This window comes from Buttiauxella sp., assembly GCF_049686335.1.
GTDB lineage: Bacteria > Pseudomonadota > Gammaproteobacteria > Enterobacterales > Enterobacteriaceae > Buttiauxella.
On sequence record NZ_JBAVHX010000006.1, the window covers coordinates 13,925 to 32,551 of the forward strand.

The window sequence follows — 18,627 nt, forward strand, 5'->3', positions numbered from 1 at the left end:
AAATATGTATTAAATAACATGGGAATGAAAATGCAATCTTTCAACGATATACTTAATGGTTCTGAGCTATTTGATAGTGAATGGTACAAAGAAACTTATCCTGATGTTGAACTCCTAAATATGGAGCCTGCGGAGCATTATTTAAAGTATGGCTGGAGAATGCTCCGTGATCCAAGTGTTGAGTTTTCAACGAAGTTCTATTTAAAGTTTAACGCGGATGTGAAAGAGGCTGGCGTCAATCCGCTGATTCATTATATTACGCAAGGTATAAATGAAGGGCGTGTTTGCAAGCAGGCCACCACTTCTCTGTTTAAAGACGGTATTCCTGCACCCGTATATATAAAGAAAAGCCAGCTTGACTTTAAATTTGAATCGCCGGTCAGAACTATTTGTTTCTACCTTCCACAATTCCATGCCATTCCTGAAAATAATGAATGGTGGGGAGATGGCTTTACTGAATGGTCAAATGTTAAACCCGCGAAATCACAGTTTGAAGGTCATCATCAACCTCATATTCCAGATGAATTAGGTTATTACAACCTACTTGATGTGGATACTCAACGCAGACAGATAGCCCTTGCAAAACAGTATGGCATCGACGGTTTCTGTTTCTATTTCTATTGGTTTGCTGGACATCGTCTGTTGGAGCAACCATTACTCAATTACTTAGATAATAGTGATCTAGATCTGCCATTTAGCTTATGCTGGGCTAATGAAAACTGGTGCCGCCGCTGGGATGGTCTTGAAAGTGAAATTCTCATTGCGCAAGACCATAGCCCTGCTGATGATATCGAATTCATCAAGTATGTTTCAAAATATATGCATGACCCCCGTTATATTCGAGTGAATGGTAAACCGCTACTTACCATCTATCGCCCTAGCTTGCTGCCAGACGCCAAAGCGACCGTAGAGCGTTGGCGTACCTGGTGCCGTGAAAATGGCATAGGTGAAATATATATGGCATACACTCAATCCTTCGAAAAAGAGTCGCCGAACGTGTATGGTATTGATGCTGCTATCGAATTCCCGCCCAATAATTCAAATATTCCTAATATAACTCATCAAATTGCGGAATTATCAGATGAGTTTACCGGTAATATTTATGATTGGAGTGAGTTGGTAAAGCGCAGTGAACATTATAGCGACCCTGGTTATCAATTTTTCCGAGGTGTTACACCAAGTTGGGATAATACAGCTCGTCGCAAAAATAATGGCACTATTCTATACGGTAGTTCACCTTGCCTATATCAAAAGTGGCTTTTCAATGCAGCTCTGGATACTACCCAGCGCATCAAAAATCCAGATGAACGTTTTGTCTTTATCAATGCCTGGAACGAGTGGGCTGAAGGTGCCCACCTTGAGCCAGACCAAGCATATGGATTCGGTTACCTTGAGGCAACCCGTATGGCTTTGGTTCGGGCTCAGCTATGCATCCAACCAGTAAGCAGTCACCAAGATAAGTTGGCTGTGGTAATACATGCCTTCTATCTTGATATTCTTGAAGAAATGATTGCTGAGTTACAATCTGTAACTGAATGGAATATCAAACTATTCGTCACTACACCGTATCAGAACGAGCAAGAGGCCCAAGCACTTTTGCAAACAAGTGGCCTGGCCTATCATCTATTACCGCTGGAAAACCGTGGACGTGATGTGCTGCCCTTTCTAAAAATTATGAATGTTGTTAACCAGGAGGGTTACAACTATCTTGTCAAGGTACATACCAAGCGCTCGGAACACCGTGAAGATGGAGATAAATGGCGTGATGATCTCTTTTCCAAATTGATTACCTCGGCAGCTATCGATAATGCGATGGACATCTTCAGGGAGCAACCCAAAGTCGGAATTATCGGGCCAGAAGGTCATATAGTCCCCATGAATTTCTATTGGGGTTCCAATGCAGAAAAGGTTGAAAAACTATGTTACCGCATGGGGTATAAACTCGATGATATTAGGGAGATCAATTTTGTAGCAGGCACCATGTTTTTTGCTCGCGTGGATACGATCAAGCCTTTACTCGGTCTTGGGTTGACTGATGATGATTTTGATATGGAGGCAGGTCAAATCGATGGAACGATTGCACATGCGATTGAACGTGTGATTGCTGTTGCGGCTAACTCGGTAAAACATACTGTTAGTAATACAAATGGTGAAAGTATGAGTAACCATTCTTCTTATGCATTTGCTAAAATAGGATAATATAGATGAAAACAAACGTAAGAATTTCCGCTATTGCTAAAGATGAAGGTGCATATTTAGTCGACTGGATATTTCATCACTTTTACTTTGGTTTTGATTCAATTGATATTTATATAAATAAAACTACTGATAATTCAAAAGAAATATGTAATAAACTAAGTAATAAATTTAACATTCGTGTATTGGATGGTGATGATTTTGTAACCGAGTATGGTGGTGACTTTCAAAAGCATGTATACGAGCACGCTTATAATTTAGCCAAAGAAGAAGGTGTGACAAATTTATTATTTCTAGATATTGATGAGTTTTGGACTCCACGAAATTTCAAAACTAGCATCCATGAACATTTGGAAGAGAATTCTCATTCTGATATCATTTGCTATGAGTGGGGTATTCCTGCGCATGACTCACTCCCATTCTCTACACCCTTTTCAGAACATCAAAAAATATTAAAAAACTATCATCTTAAATCATTATTTAAAACATCAATTGATATTTCAGTAATAGGTATACACAATGTTTTATCGGAAAGAGCAACGTACGTACTAGCCGATGGTTCAACTCCAAACTTCGACGAAAAAAATAAAGCAACAATCATAGCCACTGATACAATTGGCCCTTTGAAAGAGGTGTTCATTCTACATCGGGTAGCAAGAAGTCAAGTGGAATATGTATCATTACTTGGGAAAGGTCGACCATCGACACAAAACAGCCTGAAAAATAATAGATGGGGTTTCATTAGAGCAAATGATGGTGTGGATTTTTCAATTATCGAAGAACATATTTTAGACTATAAATCAAAATTATCATCATTGATTGATACTTTACACCTAAGAAAAGATATTAATGAAGCAAGGTGTTTTGTCTTGGAAAGATTTAAATATGTGGTGGATTTTATTATAAATAGTGGAAGTCATAACATTGTAATACATCAGAATATTCTAAAAAACATAACATTACCTAGTGTTCTTTTTGTTATTAATGCCGTTTCCTCGAATGCTTTCGTTGATATTAAAAGTGTTTATGAATTTGTGGCGTCTGATTTAGATAAAGTCGATATCAATAAATTTAATTAACTTGAAGTTAATAAACTAATTTTTATAATATTGCAGCAGTTAGACTTTTTTTCAAATAGGTCATTTTAGGCTAACCAATTCCAATACTACACAGGCTACATGGTTATTATGATGTTTCTCCACAAGCTTTTTTTTGGGTGATGGGTTTTAATAGGTGTTGTTCAATAGAAATAATGCATTGAGTGAAAGTTATATAGTTTTGATGATGGTGAGAACAAGTTTCTTCTAAGGTGCACACGAAAAATTTCATATTTTTGTTCAGTCCATGATAAATACTCGCCAATTGTGTTATATATCCTATTTCCCCTAAGTATCTGCATTGAAAATCATATTCTTAGGTCTCCGTCATGAAATGGTTAAGTAACATGAATAATCATGCCATACGTTATTAGGATAGATCCTACCATAATATAATTATAGAAAAATGCGCAGGCATATACTGTTAATTTAACCATTATGGGTATACTGAATTTCATCCTTCATTGTATGATCAAGGTATAATTACTAAGTTTTAGAGTCTCAATAAAAATGAATATAACAATTGCAGGCACCGGCTATGTCGGTCTTTCCAATGCAGTACTTTTGGCCCAACACCATACAGTTATTGCTCTGGACGTTGTGCCAGAAAAAGTCGAACAAATTAACCAGCGCAAGTCCCCAATAGCGGATAAAGAACTTGAAGAGTATTTGGCCAACATACCTCTAAATTTAAAGGCCACGCTTGATAAATTCGAGGCCTATAAAGCCGCCGAGTATGTGATTATCGCTACCCCAACCGATTATGATCCCGAGACTAACTATTTCAACACCAGCTCGGTCGAGGCGGTTATCCGCGATGTAATGGCTATTAATCCCGATGCGGTTATGGTGATTAAGTCGACCATTCCGGTGGGCTTTACCGAACGCATGCGTCAGGAACTTGGCACGGAGAATCTGATCTTCTCACCAGAATTCTTACGAGAAGGTAAGGCCCTGTATGACAACCTTTATCCTTCTCGTATCGTGGTGGGTGAGTGCAGCGAACGCGCTCAAGCATTTGCTGAATTGCTCAAAGAGGGTGCCATTAGGCAGGATGTTCCTGTGCTGCTGACCGGCAGTACCGAGGCTGAAGCCATTAAGCTTTTTGCCAATACTTATCTGGCGATGCGGGTGGCTTATTTCAATGAGCTCGACACCTATGCTCAAGCCCATGGGCTGGACAGCCGCCAGATCATTGAGGGCATTGGACTGGATCCTCGTATTGGCAACCACTATAACAACCCTTCATTTGGCTATGGCGGCTACTGCCTGCCCAAAGATACCAAGCAGTTGTTGGCCAACTATAACCAGGTGCCTAATAACCTGATCCGCGCCATCGTTGATGCCAATACTACTCGTAAGGATTTTATTGCTGACAGTGTGATCCGTCGCAAACCTAAGGTAGTCGGTATCCACCGCCTGGTGATGAAGGCGGGTTCGGATAATTTCCGCTCCTCTGCCATCCAGGGGATCATGAAGCGGATCAAGGCCAAGGGAATCGAGGTGGTGATATTTGAGCCAACGATTAAAGAAGATGCCTTCTTTAACTCCCGCGTGATCCGTGACCTGGGCGAATTTAAGGCACTCAGTGATGTCATTCTGTGCAACCGAATGGCGACTGATCTGACTGATGTTGCAGACAAGGTCTATACGCGAGATCTTTTTGGCTCTGATTGAGTTTTCTAATGAGGTAAGGTGTGTAATAGTGCGGTCAGGCGATAATAAAAAGCGCCACCCCGTCAACAATAACAAGAGTATTAAATCAGGATGATAGCTACCTACACCCTTGTCAAATTACCACTTCTCACACCAGGTGGTCAGTTACGTTGGAATATTGATTCTTCATCCAGCCAGCAGGCTGTTAAAGTTTCAAATGGTCGTATTGAACTTCGTGGATGGTTGCTGGCTGAAAGCGAACCGTTTGCCAGGCTTGCAGTTAAAAACAGCATCGGGACTTATTGCTTTCCTTTTAATATTCGAAGACCTGATGTTATCTCCGCCATATTGGAGTTGCCAGCAGAAAACCATCCAAGACTACTCTGCGGTTTTGACATTAAAGTGCCATTCTCTTCGCAGATGACAATAGGACTGGAGTCTGATGGTTTAATTACCTGGCTTGAAGAATTAATTTTTTCTCCTGCCTAATTATTTGAAAATTTACATTCACACCGGTGTTCAATAATAGTTCTTTGAACCGGTGTGAATGCTGTTTTGCATGGATAATAATTTGAAACTCTATATTGCTGCTATCATTAAAGATGAGCTGTCAGGTCTTCTTGAGTGGATTGCATACCACCGGGTATTAGGCGTGGCAGGGTTTATTATTGCCGATAATGGTAGCCGTGACGGTAGTGGTGAGCTGTTATATTCCCTTGCCAGACTGGGTATTGTTACCACTTTTGAACAACCCGATATAATAAATCAAAAACCTCAACTACCCGCCTACGAGAAAATATTACGCAGTTGTCCACGTGAAGTTGACCTGCTTGCTTTTATCGATGCCGATGAATTTTTATTACCCTTAACATCCGATTGCAACTTAGGTGACTTTTTTAGCTCAAGATTTAAGGATGAAAGTGTCAGCGCGATGGCACTTAACTGGTCAAACTTTGGATCTAATGGTGAACTTTTTGCCGAAGAAGGGTTGGTCACTGAACGTTTTACCAGGCGAGCCCCTCAGGCATTCAATGTTCACCATAATTTTAAAAGTGTTGTGAAACCGAATCGCACTAATCGCTTTCATAATCCTCACTTTGCCGACCTGCGATATGGTCGCTATGTTGACGCACTCGGGCGTGATCTGGTGCTTCACCCAAAACATGGCAACGGGGTCAGTGCAGAGGTGATTTGGAATGGAGTGCGGGTCAATCACTATGCGGTTAAATCGCTGGAAGAATTTCTGTTGGGTAAACATCTGCGCGGCAGTGCTGCCACGGCCAATAGAGTTAAGCACAAAGCCTATTTTAAGGCTCACGACCGCAATGATGAGAGTTGCCTGCTGGCGGCAGCCCTGGCTCCCAAAGTAAAAGCTGAAATGGTGAGACTCACTGAGCTGATAGAAGCACTGCCTGTAGAGGAAAATAAGCCTGCTACCTCATGGTTGTCGCAAAAAGTGAAGAAGTGGAGGGGATGATTTCCCCTTAATATCCAGTTCTTAGCTGACTTTTATTGGTATTGATTGATCCCTCTGGGTTACCCATTTTCTGACGCGATATTTATCTATGACCCCATCTTCTGATTGGCAACCTCTGGTTGTTCCCCCATCCATTGCGCGAAGCGGAGGGTGGTTGTTGATTAAGGCATCGATCCACTGTGTTACGCCACGGGGAGAAACCCGATTACGTTGGCAGGATATACAAGGCCAGCCAGCTGGATGCTTATTGCCAGTTTCTCGCAAAGGCACCTTGTTAGAATTGGTTTATTTACCTGCGGGTGCACAGCAATTGGCATGGCTTGCCAGTAGTGAAGGGGCAGTTTATACGGCAGAGGCGCCAAGTCTGCAGACGGTCTCTGGCATCGAAAGTGTATGGCGCCGCTTGCAACGCGTGTTCCCATTCTATTGGCGGCTCTCTCGCCGCCGTCGGGAACGGCTGGGGCTATCTACCCATCTTTTGCTCACCGATCTGCAACAGGCTTATAGGCTGGTGGGGCAGTTGCGAGATGAGAAGACCCTATTAGAATATGCCAGTTGGCTCGCCCGCTTCGATAAGCTGGAACAGGGCGACCGGTTACGGATAAACAAAATGTTAGGGCGCTGGAGGACATCGTTGCCTCGTTTTCGCCTCCATCTGGTAGGTGACGGGTCGGCTCATGCCTGGCAGCGTACGCTGGAAAGCGTGTCGAATCTCTGTTATCCCACCTCCCATATCACACTGATTGATCCCAGGGAGGAGGGAGCGAACAGCAAGCAGGATCAGATGCAACCCAATGAGTGGCAATGGGTTGTTCCTGTTGGCGCTACTCTGGCCCCGGCATCCCTTTGTTGGATAGCGCATACCCTGCGTCAGTCACCTCAGTGCCGCTGGCTATATGGGGACCATGACTTACTTGATGAAAAAGGGGAGCGGCACAGCCCTGGTTTCAAACCGGACTGGAACCAGACTCTGCTGTACAGCCAGAATTACATCGGTTGGTGCGGGCTCTGGCTTCATGAGGAGGATACCGAGGGGACGGTGCCACAAGACCAGGAAATGTGCCATCAATGGTGGCTGACCCTGGCTGAACGCTTGACCGCGTTGCAGATTGCCCATGTCCCCGCCTTGCTGATGCATCTTCCCGAGAATAATCACCACGCAGAGCACCACAGGGCAGTTTCAACCTATTTTCAGCGGCATCATCCAGAAGTAGAAGTTAAACCGGGCGCACACGGGGTATGCCAATTGCTTTGGCCGTTACCGAAAGTTCGTCCCCTGGTCAGTATTATTATTCCGACCCGCAATGGACTCGCTCATTTGCGCCCTTGTATCGAGAGTCTGGTTCATAAAACCCGTTACGGTCGTTTCGAAATCCTGGTGATGGATAATCAGAGTGATGATCCCGACACCCTGGCCTATTTTCAGTCGATTACCAACACATACGATGTGAGGGTTATCCGCCATGATCATCCTTTCAACTATTCCTCCATCAACAATGAAGGGGTTCGTCAGGCGCAGGGGGAAATTATCTGTCTGCTTAACAATGACACCGAGGTAATCACGCACACCTGGCTGGATGAGATGGTCGCCCAATTGCTGCGCCCCGGCGTCGGGATTGTGGGTGCCAAACTCTTTTATGGTGATGGCAGGGTCCAGCATGGTGGAGATGCAGTGGGTCCTGGTGGATGTGCAGACCATTTTCACAGTCAATTAGCTGCAACTGACCCCGGTTATCAACGCCGGGCGGTGTCGGCTCAGGAGTTATCGGCGGTGACTGCCGCTTGTCTCTTAACTCATCGACATATTTTTATGCAACTGGGTGGCCTGAATGAACAGCAGCTTTCTGTGGCGTTCAATGATGTGGATTATTGCCTGCGGGTCAGAGAGGCGGGCTGGCATGTGGTATGGACTCCCCATGCTGAACTCTATCATCATGAGTCTGTATCGCGTGGCAAGGATGTTTCACCACAACAAACTAAACGCGCCCAGTTGGAGCTTAATTACATGCGTAAGCGCTGGCGACAGCAGCTAAAGCATGATCCTTTTTATAATCCTAACCTGAGTTATGACCGTCCAGATTTTTCCCTGAGCCGTTCCCCGAGCGTGATACCACCATGGATGAATTAATCAGAAAAGCACTATTCAAACCCTACCGGTCTCTGAATAAACAAAGTTATGGCAATCAGCATAACTGGTTGCAGGAGTGTCAACGGGTCATCATCTTGCATGAAGGTCTGTCACCAACCCTGGCTTATTTTGAACAGGCTATTACGAGTAAATTTCCGGATACTGAATATCGGCTCCAGGATACCACCTCAATCTCAAATATGGTGATATCCGAGGGAGATGCCATTGTTATCATTCGGTTTTTATCACCTTCCTGGCAACAGCGAATTGAGCAGGATATAGATAAAATTTCTCGCGTGATCTATTTCATGGATGATGATCTTTTAGATCCACCCGTGCTGGTGGCCTTACCAAAACCATACCGAAAGAAAATACTTCGCCGCTCAGCAGCACAGCATCAATGGATCACCCAGTATTGTGATGAGATCTGGGTATCTACCATTTATCTGGCAAAAAAATATGCTCATCTCAGTCCTGACGTGGTTGAGGCTAAACCCTCTTCACTTCTGCTAGAGTCAATGCAGCCAGTCAAAATCGCTTATCATGGTTCCAGTTCTCATCGTGAAGAAAAATACTGGCTACGCCAGGTGGTTGAAGGAGTTTTGCAGCGTTGTCCTAGTGCTACTTTTGAAATTTTTGGCGAGCATGAGATCTACAAACACTACCGGGACCTGCCCAGAGTCACTGTGCTGCATCCAATGAGTTGGGATAATTATCTTGCCTATACCAGAATCCAACGTATCGATATTGGATTAGCACCTTTACTCGACTCAGCATTTAATGCTGCTCGTGGCCCAGTAAAATATTATGATTTCGTACGAATGGGGGCAGTGGGTATTTATAGCAACTGCGCTCCCTACAACAAATTGATTGAGCAGAACGTAAATGGTCTACTTCTGGAAAATGATTCTAATTTGTGGGTAAAGGCGCTGGAAGTCCTGGTGGAGTTTCCTGACAAAAGAATCGAACTTTCTAGTAATGCCAGGAGGCATGCTTATTCATTGATTGAATAGTTAGATTCGCAGTTTAAAATGAATTAAATCAAATAAATATGAGAATAGGGTAACAGCATAATATGAAAATCCTCGTAACCGGTGGTGCGGGCTTTATCGGCTCGGCAGTGGTACGCCATATCATTGGCCATACCCAGGATTCCGTGGTCAATCTCGATAAGCTCACGTATGCGGGTAATCTGGAATCTCTGGCTGAAGTATCGAGCAGTGAGCGCTATGCTTTCGAGCAGGTGGATATCTGTAACCGTGCCGAGCTGGATCGAGTGTTTGGCAAACATCAACCTGATGCCGTTATGCACCTGGCCGCCGAAAGTCATGTCGATCGCTCCATCACTGGGCCTGCTGATTTTATCGAGACTAACATCGTCGGTACTTATGTGTTGCTGGAAGCGGCTCGTGCATACTGGAACGGACTTGATGAGACCCGCAAGGGAGCCTTCCGCTTCCATCATATTTCTACCGATGAAGTATATGGGGATTTGCCACACCCGGATGAGATGAGTACAGGCGAAGCCTTACCTCTCTTTACCGAAACTACCGCTTATGCCCCTAGCAGCCCTTATTCGGCCTCAAAAGCTTCAAGTGATCATCTGGTTCGTGCCTGGCTTCGCACCTATGGCCTGCCGACCATTGTCACCAATTGCTCCAATAACTATGGTCCTTATCATTTCCCAGAGAAGCTAATCCCACTGGTTATCCTGAATGCTCTGGATAGCAAGCCGCTGCCGGTTTACGGCAAGGGCGACCAAATCCGCGACTGGCTGTATGTGGAAGATCATGCTCGTGCGCTCTATAAAGTGGTGACCAGCGGTCTGGTGGGAGAAACCTATAATATCGGTGGCCATAACGAGAAGCAGAACCTGGAAGTGGTGCATGTCATCTGCGATTTACTTGATGAAATGGTACCCAAAACGGGCTCTTATCGTGACCAGATCACCTATGTGGCGGACCGCCCTGGACATGATCGCCGTTATGCCATTGACGCCAGCAAGATGAGTGCCGAGTTGAACTGGCAGCCGCAAGAGACCTTCGAATCCGGCATTCGCAAAACAGTGCAGTGGTATCTGGACAACCAGCAGTGGGTGAACAACGTCAAAAGTGGCACCTATCAATCCTGGATCGAGCAGAACTATGGAGAAAGAGACTAATGCATATTCTATTGTTCGGAAAAAATGGTCAGGTTGGCTGGGAGCTGCAACGGGCTTTGGCACCTTTAGGGCGCTTGACCACAGTAGATTTTGACTCCATCGATTATTGCGGTGACTTCAGCAATCCAGCGGGCGTTGCCGAAACCGTGCGTCTGCTTAAACCAGATGTCATTGTCAATGCGGCCGCTCACACTGCGGTAGACAAAGCTGAAAGTGAGCGTGAATTTGCCGAATTGCTTAATGCCACCAGTGTCGCGGCGATCGCTAAAGAAGCAGAAGCGCTGAACGCCTGGTTAGTTCACTACTCAACCGACTATGTGTTTGATGGCAGTGGTGAACGGCCCTGGGTTGAAACGGATACCACGGCGCCACTCAACGTCTACGGTGAGACCAAGCTGGCAGGTGAACATGCCGCTGCGCTATGCTCCCGCCACCTCATTTTTCGCACTAGCTGGGTCTATGCCGCTCGTGGTGCCAATTTTGCTAAGACTATGCTTCGTGTTGGTAAAGAGCGTAGCGAGATGTCAGTCATCAATGATCAATTTGGTGCCCCGACAGGAGCAGAATTGCTGGCCGATTGTACGGCTCACGCCATTCGCACCGCGCAACGTAAGCAAGAGGTCGCTGGTCTTTATCACCTGATAGCCTCCGGAACTACAACCTGGTTTGACTATGCGCAACTGGTGTTTGCCAAAGCGAAAGAGGCTGGTGTCGAACTGGCCGTGACCCAGATAAACGCCGTGCCGACAAGCGCATTCCCGACTCCAGCCAGGCGTCCTCATAACTCCAGACTCGATACTGGCAAGTTTCAGCGCACCTTCGAAATGGTGCTGCCGGATTGGCAGGTTGGAGTGGAGCGGATGCTGACCGAGATCCTCGGTCGTTAATAGCAAAACAAGACTTTAACAGTCTTGATAGCTGACCGTCCTTCGCACGGATAAAAGAAAGGACGGTTAATGATCGTTTTGATCGTTTTCAGATTTCAAAATTAAGAGCGCGCAATTATGACACAACGCAAAGGTATTATTCTGGCAGGTGGTTCTGGTACTCGTCTTTATCCCGTCACTATGGCGGTCAGCAAGCAACTGCTGCCGATTTATGACAAACCGATGATCTATTATCCACTCAGTACTCTGATGCTTGCAGGCATTCGCGATATTTTAATTATCAGTACCCCTCAGGATACTCCTCGCTTTGAACAATTACTGGGAGACGGCAGCAAGTGGGGCCTGAATTTGCAATACAAGGTTCAGCCGAGCCCGGATGGTCTTGCACAGGCCTTTATCATCGGTGAAGAGTTTATTGGTTCTGACTCATGTGCACTGGTATTGGGTGATAATATCTTCTACGGTCATGACCTACAAAAACAGTTACAAGAAGCCGCCTCTAAGCCTGGTGGTGCCACCGTATTTGCCTACCATGTGCATGATCCGGAACGCTACGGTGTGGTGGAGTTCGATAACAACGGCCTCGCGATTTCCCTGGAAGAGAAGCCGTTGGAACCTAAGAGTAACTACGCAGTGACGGGTCTCTATTTCTTTGACAACAGCGTAGTCGAAATTGCCAAGGGCCTGAAACCTTCACCTCGTGGCGAGCTTGAAATTACCGACGTCAATCGTATTTATTTGGAACAAGGTAATCTTTCAGTCGCGATGATGGGGCGTGGTTTTGCCTGGCTGGATACCGGCACGCATGAGAGTTTGATTGATGCGAGTAACTTTATTCAGACTATCGAGAACCGTCAGGGATTGAAAGTAGCCTGCCCGGAAGAAATTGCTTATCACCAGGGATTTATTGATGCAGAGCAGGTAAGAAAACTGGCTGCTCCACTGGCTAAAAATGCATATGGACAATATTTACTGAAGCTGGTTAAAGGCAAGTAGTTAATAATACCTGGATTAATAACACCCTGATAGAGTTATATTTTTTCGCTAAAATAACACATGTTTTCAGTTTAGAGGCCCTGCAAAAGCAGGGCTCATCATTTTTAGTGATAATAAAAACCATGAATATCACGTCGCTGCCAATATAAGAACATCATGACACTATATACGACATCAAAGGGAATATTGTCTAAAGAAGGTCAAATTAATATTTGCTTTCAAAAGTCGCTTATATTAATGGGTAATAACTCTAAGTTTAAACATGATGCAATATGTGTTGGCTGGGGACAAAAAGCCAATACCCACCAAATTAAACAAAAGGCGCATGAATTAGGCCTGCCGTATTGGCAACTGGAAGATGGGTTTATCGGTTATATCGGCCATCCAGCCAGAGGCGGCAAAGCTGTATCGCTGATCGCCGATCCCATAGGTATTTACTACGATGCCCGCCAACCCAGCCAGCTGGAAAATTTGATTGCATCTCCATGCGGGCCGGAGCTGCTGGCACGAGCCGAGCGATTGGCAGCTGAGTTGGTGCGCCTCGGAGTGACCAAGTACAACTGTTATCCCAACAGTCAGGCTCATCAACCTGCGCAGTTGACTGCTCATGGGGTGGATTCTGGTGGCTTGTCACCTGTGCTCGCCCGTCGTTTGCTTGGGGATGAAAGGCCTCGGGTGTTGCTGGTGGATCAGGTTGCAGGGGATCTCTCAATCCCAGGCGCACTGGCAAGCGAGGCCGACTTCCTGACCATGATTGAAACGGCACGCCGTAATCACCCGGATGCTCGTCTGTTGTTACGTACTCATCCTGATACCCGCTTTGGCAAGAAGCGTGGCGTATTAGCCCGGTTGCAATTTCATGATGTTGAGGTCGTGGCGGAGCACTGTCACCCGCATGCCCTGCTGGGCATGGTAGATGCGGTCTATACCGTCTCTTCCCAGCTTGGATTTGAAGCCCTGCTGCTAGGCAAGCCTGTTTACTGCTTCGGCATGCCGTTTTATGCCGGTTGGGGGCTGACTCATGACAGCAAGCAGTGCGAGCGTCGCAACGTCACGGTCACTCTGGCTCAACTGGTCGCCGCTGCGCTGATTCAGTATCCACGTTATCTGGATCCGGTTCTGGGGCAGCGCTGCGAGGTGGAAGAGGTACTGGCGATCATTGCGCGGCAGCAAAGCCCGGCCCCACGCTGGCGACGGCTCTATCTGGTCGGGTTTTCACTGTGGAAGAGGGCATTCATGCGCTCCTTCTGCCAGCATCTGGCCGATGAGTTGTGCTTTGTGCGCACGCCTCCCAAAAAGCTTATGGGTGACGAACAGGTGCTGGTGTGGGGTATCCGCCACCCGGAACTCACCTCAGCTATCCGGGTCGAAGACGGCTTTATCCGCTCAAAGGGACTGGGCTCCAATTTGTGCCGCCCATCGTCGTTGTCTATCGATCCTGTCGGCATCTATTTCGATAGTCGCAGTTCCTGCGCACTCGAACAGTTGCTCAACGAGCAGTTTTTGAACGAACAAGAGATTAGCCGTGGTAGCGCTCTTATCACGCTGCTCAGGCGTCATGGTGTCAGCAAATATAATGTCGGCGAGCCGCAACTCTACCAACCTCCTGGAGACGGGCGTCCGTTAGTGCTGGTCGTCGGTCAGGTAGATGGTGATGCCTCTATCCTGACCGGTAGCCCCATCATTCGTAGTAACGAGCAGTTGCTGTGGGCCGTTCGTGCCGCCAGGCCAGATGCACATATTTTATATAAGCCTCACCCAGATGTGGTGGCAGGTAACCGGGCGGGGGCCATCTCCAGCGCGTGTTTGAACGAGTGTGTCGACAGTCAGGTGCTGGATATCGGCTTAACCAGCCTTTATCCCCACGTAGATGAGCTACATACCATGACTTCGCTCAGTGGTTTTGAGGCGCTGGTGCAGGGCATCAAAGTCACTACCTGGGGCCAGCCCTTCTACAGCGGTTGGGGGCTGACCACTGATGCCCATGCTCCAGAACGGCGTAAACGTACATTGCCCCTGGCTGCACTGGTCTATCTGACGCTGGTGGCCTATCCGCTTTACATGGACTGGCAGACTGGTCTGTGGATGAGCCCGGAGCAACTGATCAGCCAGTTAGCAGCGCAAGGGCAGTCCAGCTCACGCAAGGCAAGCCGTTTGCAACGCTGGCAGCTCAAGTTGCGCTATTTGGCTCAGGCACTGTTTCAACGCTCTCACTTCCCCGGCTAATGTCAACAGCGCGCGATTTACCCGTGTTTCACGGTAACGCCAAAAGCTAAAGATGTTCAGCCGCATCAAATTCAGCGAATAAAAAATAAGCAAGGATGTTTATGCAACGCAACGCAGTTAAAACATTACTTTCTGGGAAAAAATATCTGCTGCTTCAGGGGCCGATGGGACCATTTTTTAATGATATGGCAAACTGGCTTGAAGAGTCCGGGCGCGATGCTTTAAACGTAGTGTTCAATGGGGGAGACCGTTATTACTGTCGTAATCGACCTTATAAAATCTATACCAGGACAGCCAAAGAATTTCCTGGTTGGTTAAAGGAGTTGTGGCAGGATGATCCCTTTGACACCATTTTGTGTTTTGGAGACTGCCGCCCAATGCATCAGGCTGCGCGCAGATGGGCTGAAGCAAAAGGGGTGCGTTTCCTGGCATTTGAAGAAGGGTATTTGCGTCCACATTTTATAACGGTGGAAGCGGGTGGCGTAAATGCTTCGTCATCTGTTCCTCGGGACCCCTCGTTCTACCGCCTTATGGCAGAAATACAATCGGCACCGGTAGAAAACCTTAAGCCATCAACCCGTCTGCGTATGTGGCATGCTGCGTGGTATTACATTATGGGTTGGTATAGTCGCCGGGAATTTCCTCGCTATCGTCATCACAAATCTTTTTCACCATGGTATGAAGCTCGCTGCTGGTTTCGTGCAGGTTGGCGTAAAAAGTGGTACGCCTGGAAGCAGCGAGGGGTTTTAAATACGCTACAAACCTCTCTGGATAAGCGTTATTACCTGGCGGTGTTGCAAGTTTATAACGATAGCCAGATCCTTAATCACAGCAATTATAAAGATGTACGTGATTATATTAATGAGGTTATTTACTCATTTTCACGCAAAGCACCTGCAGAGCAATATCTGGTGATAAAACATCACCCGATGGATCGTGGACATCGTTTATATGGCCCTTTAATTAAACGCCTGAGTAAAGAGTATGGTGTATTTGAACGGGTTATATATATCCATGATTTGCCGCTACCAGAATTACTCAATCATGCAAAAGCAGTCATTACGATTAATAGTACAGTTGGGATCTCCGCCCTCATTCACAATAAACCTCTGAAGGTGATGGGGCGTGCATTGTATGATATTAAGGGTTTGACATATCAGGGGAATCTGCATCAGTTCTGGAATGCAGATTTTAAGCCTGATATGAAATTGTTTAAAAAATTTCGTGCTTATCTGCTGGAAAATACCCAGATCAACGCAGTTTATTATGGCAAAAAACCACATTACCGTTTTACGTCCACATCCCCTACATTGTTGGAAAATACCGACATAAAATGGGTTGGTCCTGAATAAAAAGATACTGGGTCGTCAGAATTGTACTGAGAGTTGTAGGCCTGCACCCCAGGTTTTATCCTCGCCAACCGCACCGTTCAAATCGATATGAATAATATCGAGCGGAGCAAATCCCACCCCACCTGTAAATACGTTACTGTTGTTGGAAAGCATATCTGCACGATAACCGGCACGTACATCTAGCCAGAGCAGGGGCGTAATTTCAGCCCCTACGCTCACATATTGCGAGTTACCTTCACTTTTAAAATTTTTAGTTTCCGTTAAGTCTACATCGGTGCTCAGGGTAGCGATGCTGCTGTGCCAGGCCGCACCCGTAGTGACTAGCGGGCGTATCTGGAAAGTGTCCTTAAAACCATTAATCTCTTTTGTACCGATATCTCGTGACACCAGGTTTTGCCCGCTCAGTCCCACAGTCCAATGCTGACTAATTTCGGCCGCAACGCCTGCATCGATGTTAAAACCCGCATCAGTATTGCGATACTGGCTGTCTGTGAAGTTGTCTTTTTGGTATGCGTAAACCGATGTGCTGTAGTTATACAGCCAGGTGTATTGAAATTTAGGCGTTATACCCACTGATACGGGCACTTCACTAATATCGAATTTGTGCGCGATACTCACGCCATAATCAGAGACGATGGCCGCTCTGCCAAAACCCTTAGAAGTGAAATTGTCCAGGTCATCACGGTTAGGGATGACTGTGCCATTTGCAATCCCATCCAGATAATCAAGGTCGCGCTGAGTGATGTCGGAGGTGACTCTTGCGTTACCATACACTTTTGCAATAAAAGCAATGGGCAAAGTGCTATTTGGAATACTTACCGCCAACGCACCTCCTGCCTTCCCCTCCGCTGTTTCCCCACGTACATCACGCAATTGCCCGGCGAGAGCCGCCGCATGGCTCTGTAACTGCTCGTATAGTGAACGGTTGCGTAAAAGTCGTGTTGTAGAAACATCCGCAGAATCAAGATAACGCTCAATAGTGTTACTGATGCCGTCAATTTTGTTTTGGAGATGGTGAGGGTCCGTCGACAGGACTCCAGCAGAAGGAATGATGACCGCTATACGATCATTCTCCTGCGCTTGCGCCAGTAATGCCGGGTTTATCAGTGCGGCACTGCTCCAACGGGCCGATGCGATACCTGTACCGCCCATGGCATCGTTACGTGCTTCAGTCCATGTTCCTGCAGCATGGGCATTATTTTCTATCAATAAAAAAACAACATTCAACACCACCACACTTGATATGATTTTTATCATTCACAGCCGCCTGTTCAAGTCAGGTTTACAATTGGCCCCTGGCGGTTGTGAACCATCAGGGGTGGATATTGCACGTGAAGATCATTTTCAAATGGGTGAGCATTGCCCAAAGGTATCCCGTAATAATCCAGCCGGGTTATTATTTCTTTATGTCCAATAGAGTTATTTATAGTTTACCGTTCGGCTTTCGTGTAGGAGGCCGGTTACGCGAACGCAAAAATTGCGAGGGAAGATTGCTTCTGCGGTCATGCAGTATTTTTTCAAAATAGTGTTTTTGGCAGTTTTTCCTTGTTACTTTATGTTCACATAATTTATTGAATATAAAACAAATATAATAATTATTGGTTTAAATTCGTTCACCTGTGTTTATGGGGGTTCATGCACATGTGTAGTCTAGTTTGCATATGAACTGATTTTTTTTTGGGGTCTGATATGGCGGTGGAACGAACAAGTTAGGTGATGCGTAATTACGTAAGATGTATGGCCGAAATAGTCCAGGAGATAATTTTATGCCGCCGCTGCCACTGCGATGAATGTCTGCAAATCCACGATGGACAAATGGGTTCGACAACTGAAAGAAGAGCGAGCGGGAAAATCACCCATAGCTTCACCCATGACACCTGAGCAGATTGAGATACGTGAGTTGAAGAAAAGACTTCAACGCGTTGAAATAGAAAGGGATATATTAAAAAAGCTACCGCGCTCTTGATGTCAGACTCCCTGAACAATTCTCATTAGTTGATAAACTCAGGGCGCGGTTTCCTGTTGCTGCTGTGTGCAATGTGTTTGGGGTTCATCGCAGCAGTTATAAATACTGGCGGCAGCCCAGGAAGCCTGACGCCACGAGAGTGGCATTACTGAGCCTTGTGCGTAAATTTTAGCGAAGCCAGCATAGCGATAACCAATTACATCATGGGATATTACAGCCAGCTCAGACCTCATCAATATAATGGAGGTCTCACGCCGAATGAATCAGAACGATTGTTCTGGAAAAACGCTAAAGCCGTGGCCAGTTTTTGTTGACCACTACATAACGACATGATTTTTATAATTAAATAACAAGGGGTGAACACTTTTTTATATAAAGTAATTTCTATCTTTTATTCGAAGCATCCAGATTCAGCATCGACACTGGCATTATTTATCAATCTAAATCAGTTGTAGGGCGTATGATGGCGTTCTGGACAAGAAGAG

The 18,627-nt window shown here is 46.0% G+C and carries 13 protein-coding genes and 1 pseudogene; 13 read left to right on the forward strand and 1 reads right to left on the reverse strand.

Features of this window, described 5'->3' with window-relative positions; all coding sequences use genetic code 11:
* The first annotated feature begins 30 nt into the window (after window positions 1-30).
* The 12 genes from WBL83_RS04995 (at window position 31) to WBL83_RS05050 (ending at window position 16,176) form a co-directional block, all read left to right on the forward strand.
* Window positions 31-2,199, forward strand: a complete 2,169-nt coding sequence (locus WBL83_RS04995; protein WP_424588115.1) for a glycoside hydrolase family 99-like domain-containing protein — start codon at window positions 31-33, stop codon at window positions 2,197-2,199.
* Window positions 2,200-2,204: 5 nt separating this feature from the next.
* A complete protein-coding gene (locus WBL83_RS05000) occupies window positions 2,205-3,275 on the forward strand; it encodes a glycosyltransferase family 2 protein (protein ID WP_424588116.1) in 1,071 nt (356 codons plus the stop codon).
* A gap of 528 nt (window positions 3,276-3,803) precedes the next feature.
* On the forward strand, window positions 3,804-4,970 hold the full coding sequence (locus tag WBL83_RS05005; RefSeq protein WP_424588117.1) for a nucleotide sugar dehydrogenase: 1,167 nt from the start codon (window positions 3,804-3,806) through the stop codon (window positions 4,968-4,970).
* Between the two features lie 90 nt (window positions 4,971-5,060).
* Window positions 5,061-5,438: a hypothetical protein gene (locus WBL83_RS05010; protein ID WP_424588118.1), complete on the forward strand. Its 378-nt coding sequence runs from the start codon at window positions 5,061-5,063 to the stop codon at window positions 5,436-5,438.
* Between the two features lie 82 nt (window positions 5,439-5,520).
* Window positions 5,521-6,426 (forward strand): glycosyltransferase family 2 protein, encoded by a 906-nt coding sequence (locus WBL83_RS05015; protein WP_424588170.1) that lies wholly within the window; start codon window positions 5,521-5,523, stop codon window positions 6,424-6,426.
* An 88-nt stretch (window positions 6,427-6,514) separates the two neighbouring features.
* The gene (locus tag WBL83_RS05020) at window positions 6,515-8,554 is read left to right on the forward strand and encodes a glycosyltransferase family 2 protein (RefSeq protein ID WP_424588119.1); all 2,040 of its coding nucleotides are present in this window, start codon (window positions 6,515-6,517) and stop codon (window positions 8,552-8,554) included.
* Window positions 8,542-9,567 carry a glycosyltransferase family 1 protein gene (locus WBL83_RS05025; protein ID WP_424588120.1) on the forward strand — a complete coding sequence of 342 codons (1,026 nt, stop codon included), beginning with the start codon at window positions 8,542-8,544 and terminating at the stop codon, window positions 9,565-9,567. The genes WBL83_RS05020 and WBL83_RS05025 overlap by 13 nt, the downstream gene beginning before the upstream one ends.
* A 62-nt stretch (window positions 9,568-9,629) precedes the next feature.
* Window positions 9,630-10,715, forward strand: a complete 1,086-nt coding sequence (gene rfbB, locus WBL83_RS05030) for a dTDP-glucose 4,6-dehydratase (RefSeq protein WP_424588121.1) — start codon at window positions 9,630-9,632, stop codon at window positions 10,713-10,715.
* On the forward strand, window positions 10,715-11,602 hold the full coding sequence (gene rfbD, locus WBL83_RS05035) for a dTDP-4-dehydrorhamnose reductase (RefSeq protein WP_424588122.1): 888 nt from the start codon (window positions 10,715-10,717) through the stop codon (window positions 11,600-11,602). Before rfbB ends, rfbD begins: the two co-directional genes overlap by 1 nt.
* A 117-nt stretch (window positions 11,603-11,719) precedes the next feature.
* A complete protein-coding gene (gene rfbA, locus WBL83_RS05040; protein WP_424588123.1) occupies window positions 11,720-12,598 on the forward strand; it encodes a glucose-1-phosphate thymidylyltransferase RfbA in 879 nt (292 codons plus the stop codon).
* A gap of 237 nt (window positions 12,599-12,835) precedes the next feature.
* On the forward strand, window positions 12,836-14,824 hold the full coding sequence (locus tag WBL83_RS05045) for a capsular polysaccharide biosynthesis protein (RefSeq protein WP_424588124.1): 1,989 nt from the start codon (window positions 12,836-12,838) through the stop codon (window positions 14,822-14,824).
* A 101-nt stretch (window positions 14,825-14,925) separates the two neighbouring features.
* Window positions 14,926-16,176, forward strand: coding sequence for a capsule biosynthesis protein (locus tag WBL83_RS05050; protein ID WP_424588125.1), 1,251 nt, complete (start codon window positions 14,926-14,928; stop codon window positions 16,174-16,176).
* Between the two features lie 15 nt (window positions 16,177-16,191).
* Here WBL83_RS05050 and WBL83_RS05055 read toward each other — a convergent pair whose 3' ends face one another.
* Window positions 16,192-17,433: a conjugal transfer protein TraF gene (locus tag WBL83_RS05055; protein WP_424588126.1), complete on the reverse strand. Its 1,242-nt coding sequence runs from the start codon at window positions 17,431-17,433 to the stop codon at window positions 16,192-16,194.
* Between the two features lie 517 nt (window positions 17,434-17,950).
* Here WBL83_RS05055 and WBL83_RS05060 point away from each other — a divergent pair.
* A pseudogene (locus tag WBL83_RS05060) lies at window positions 17,951-18,302 on the forward strand (IS3 family transposase); the annotation flags it as partial.
* Between the last annotated feature and the right edge of the window lie 325 nt (window positions 18,303-18,627).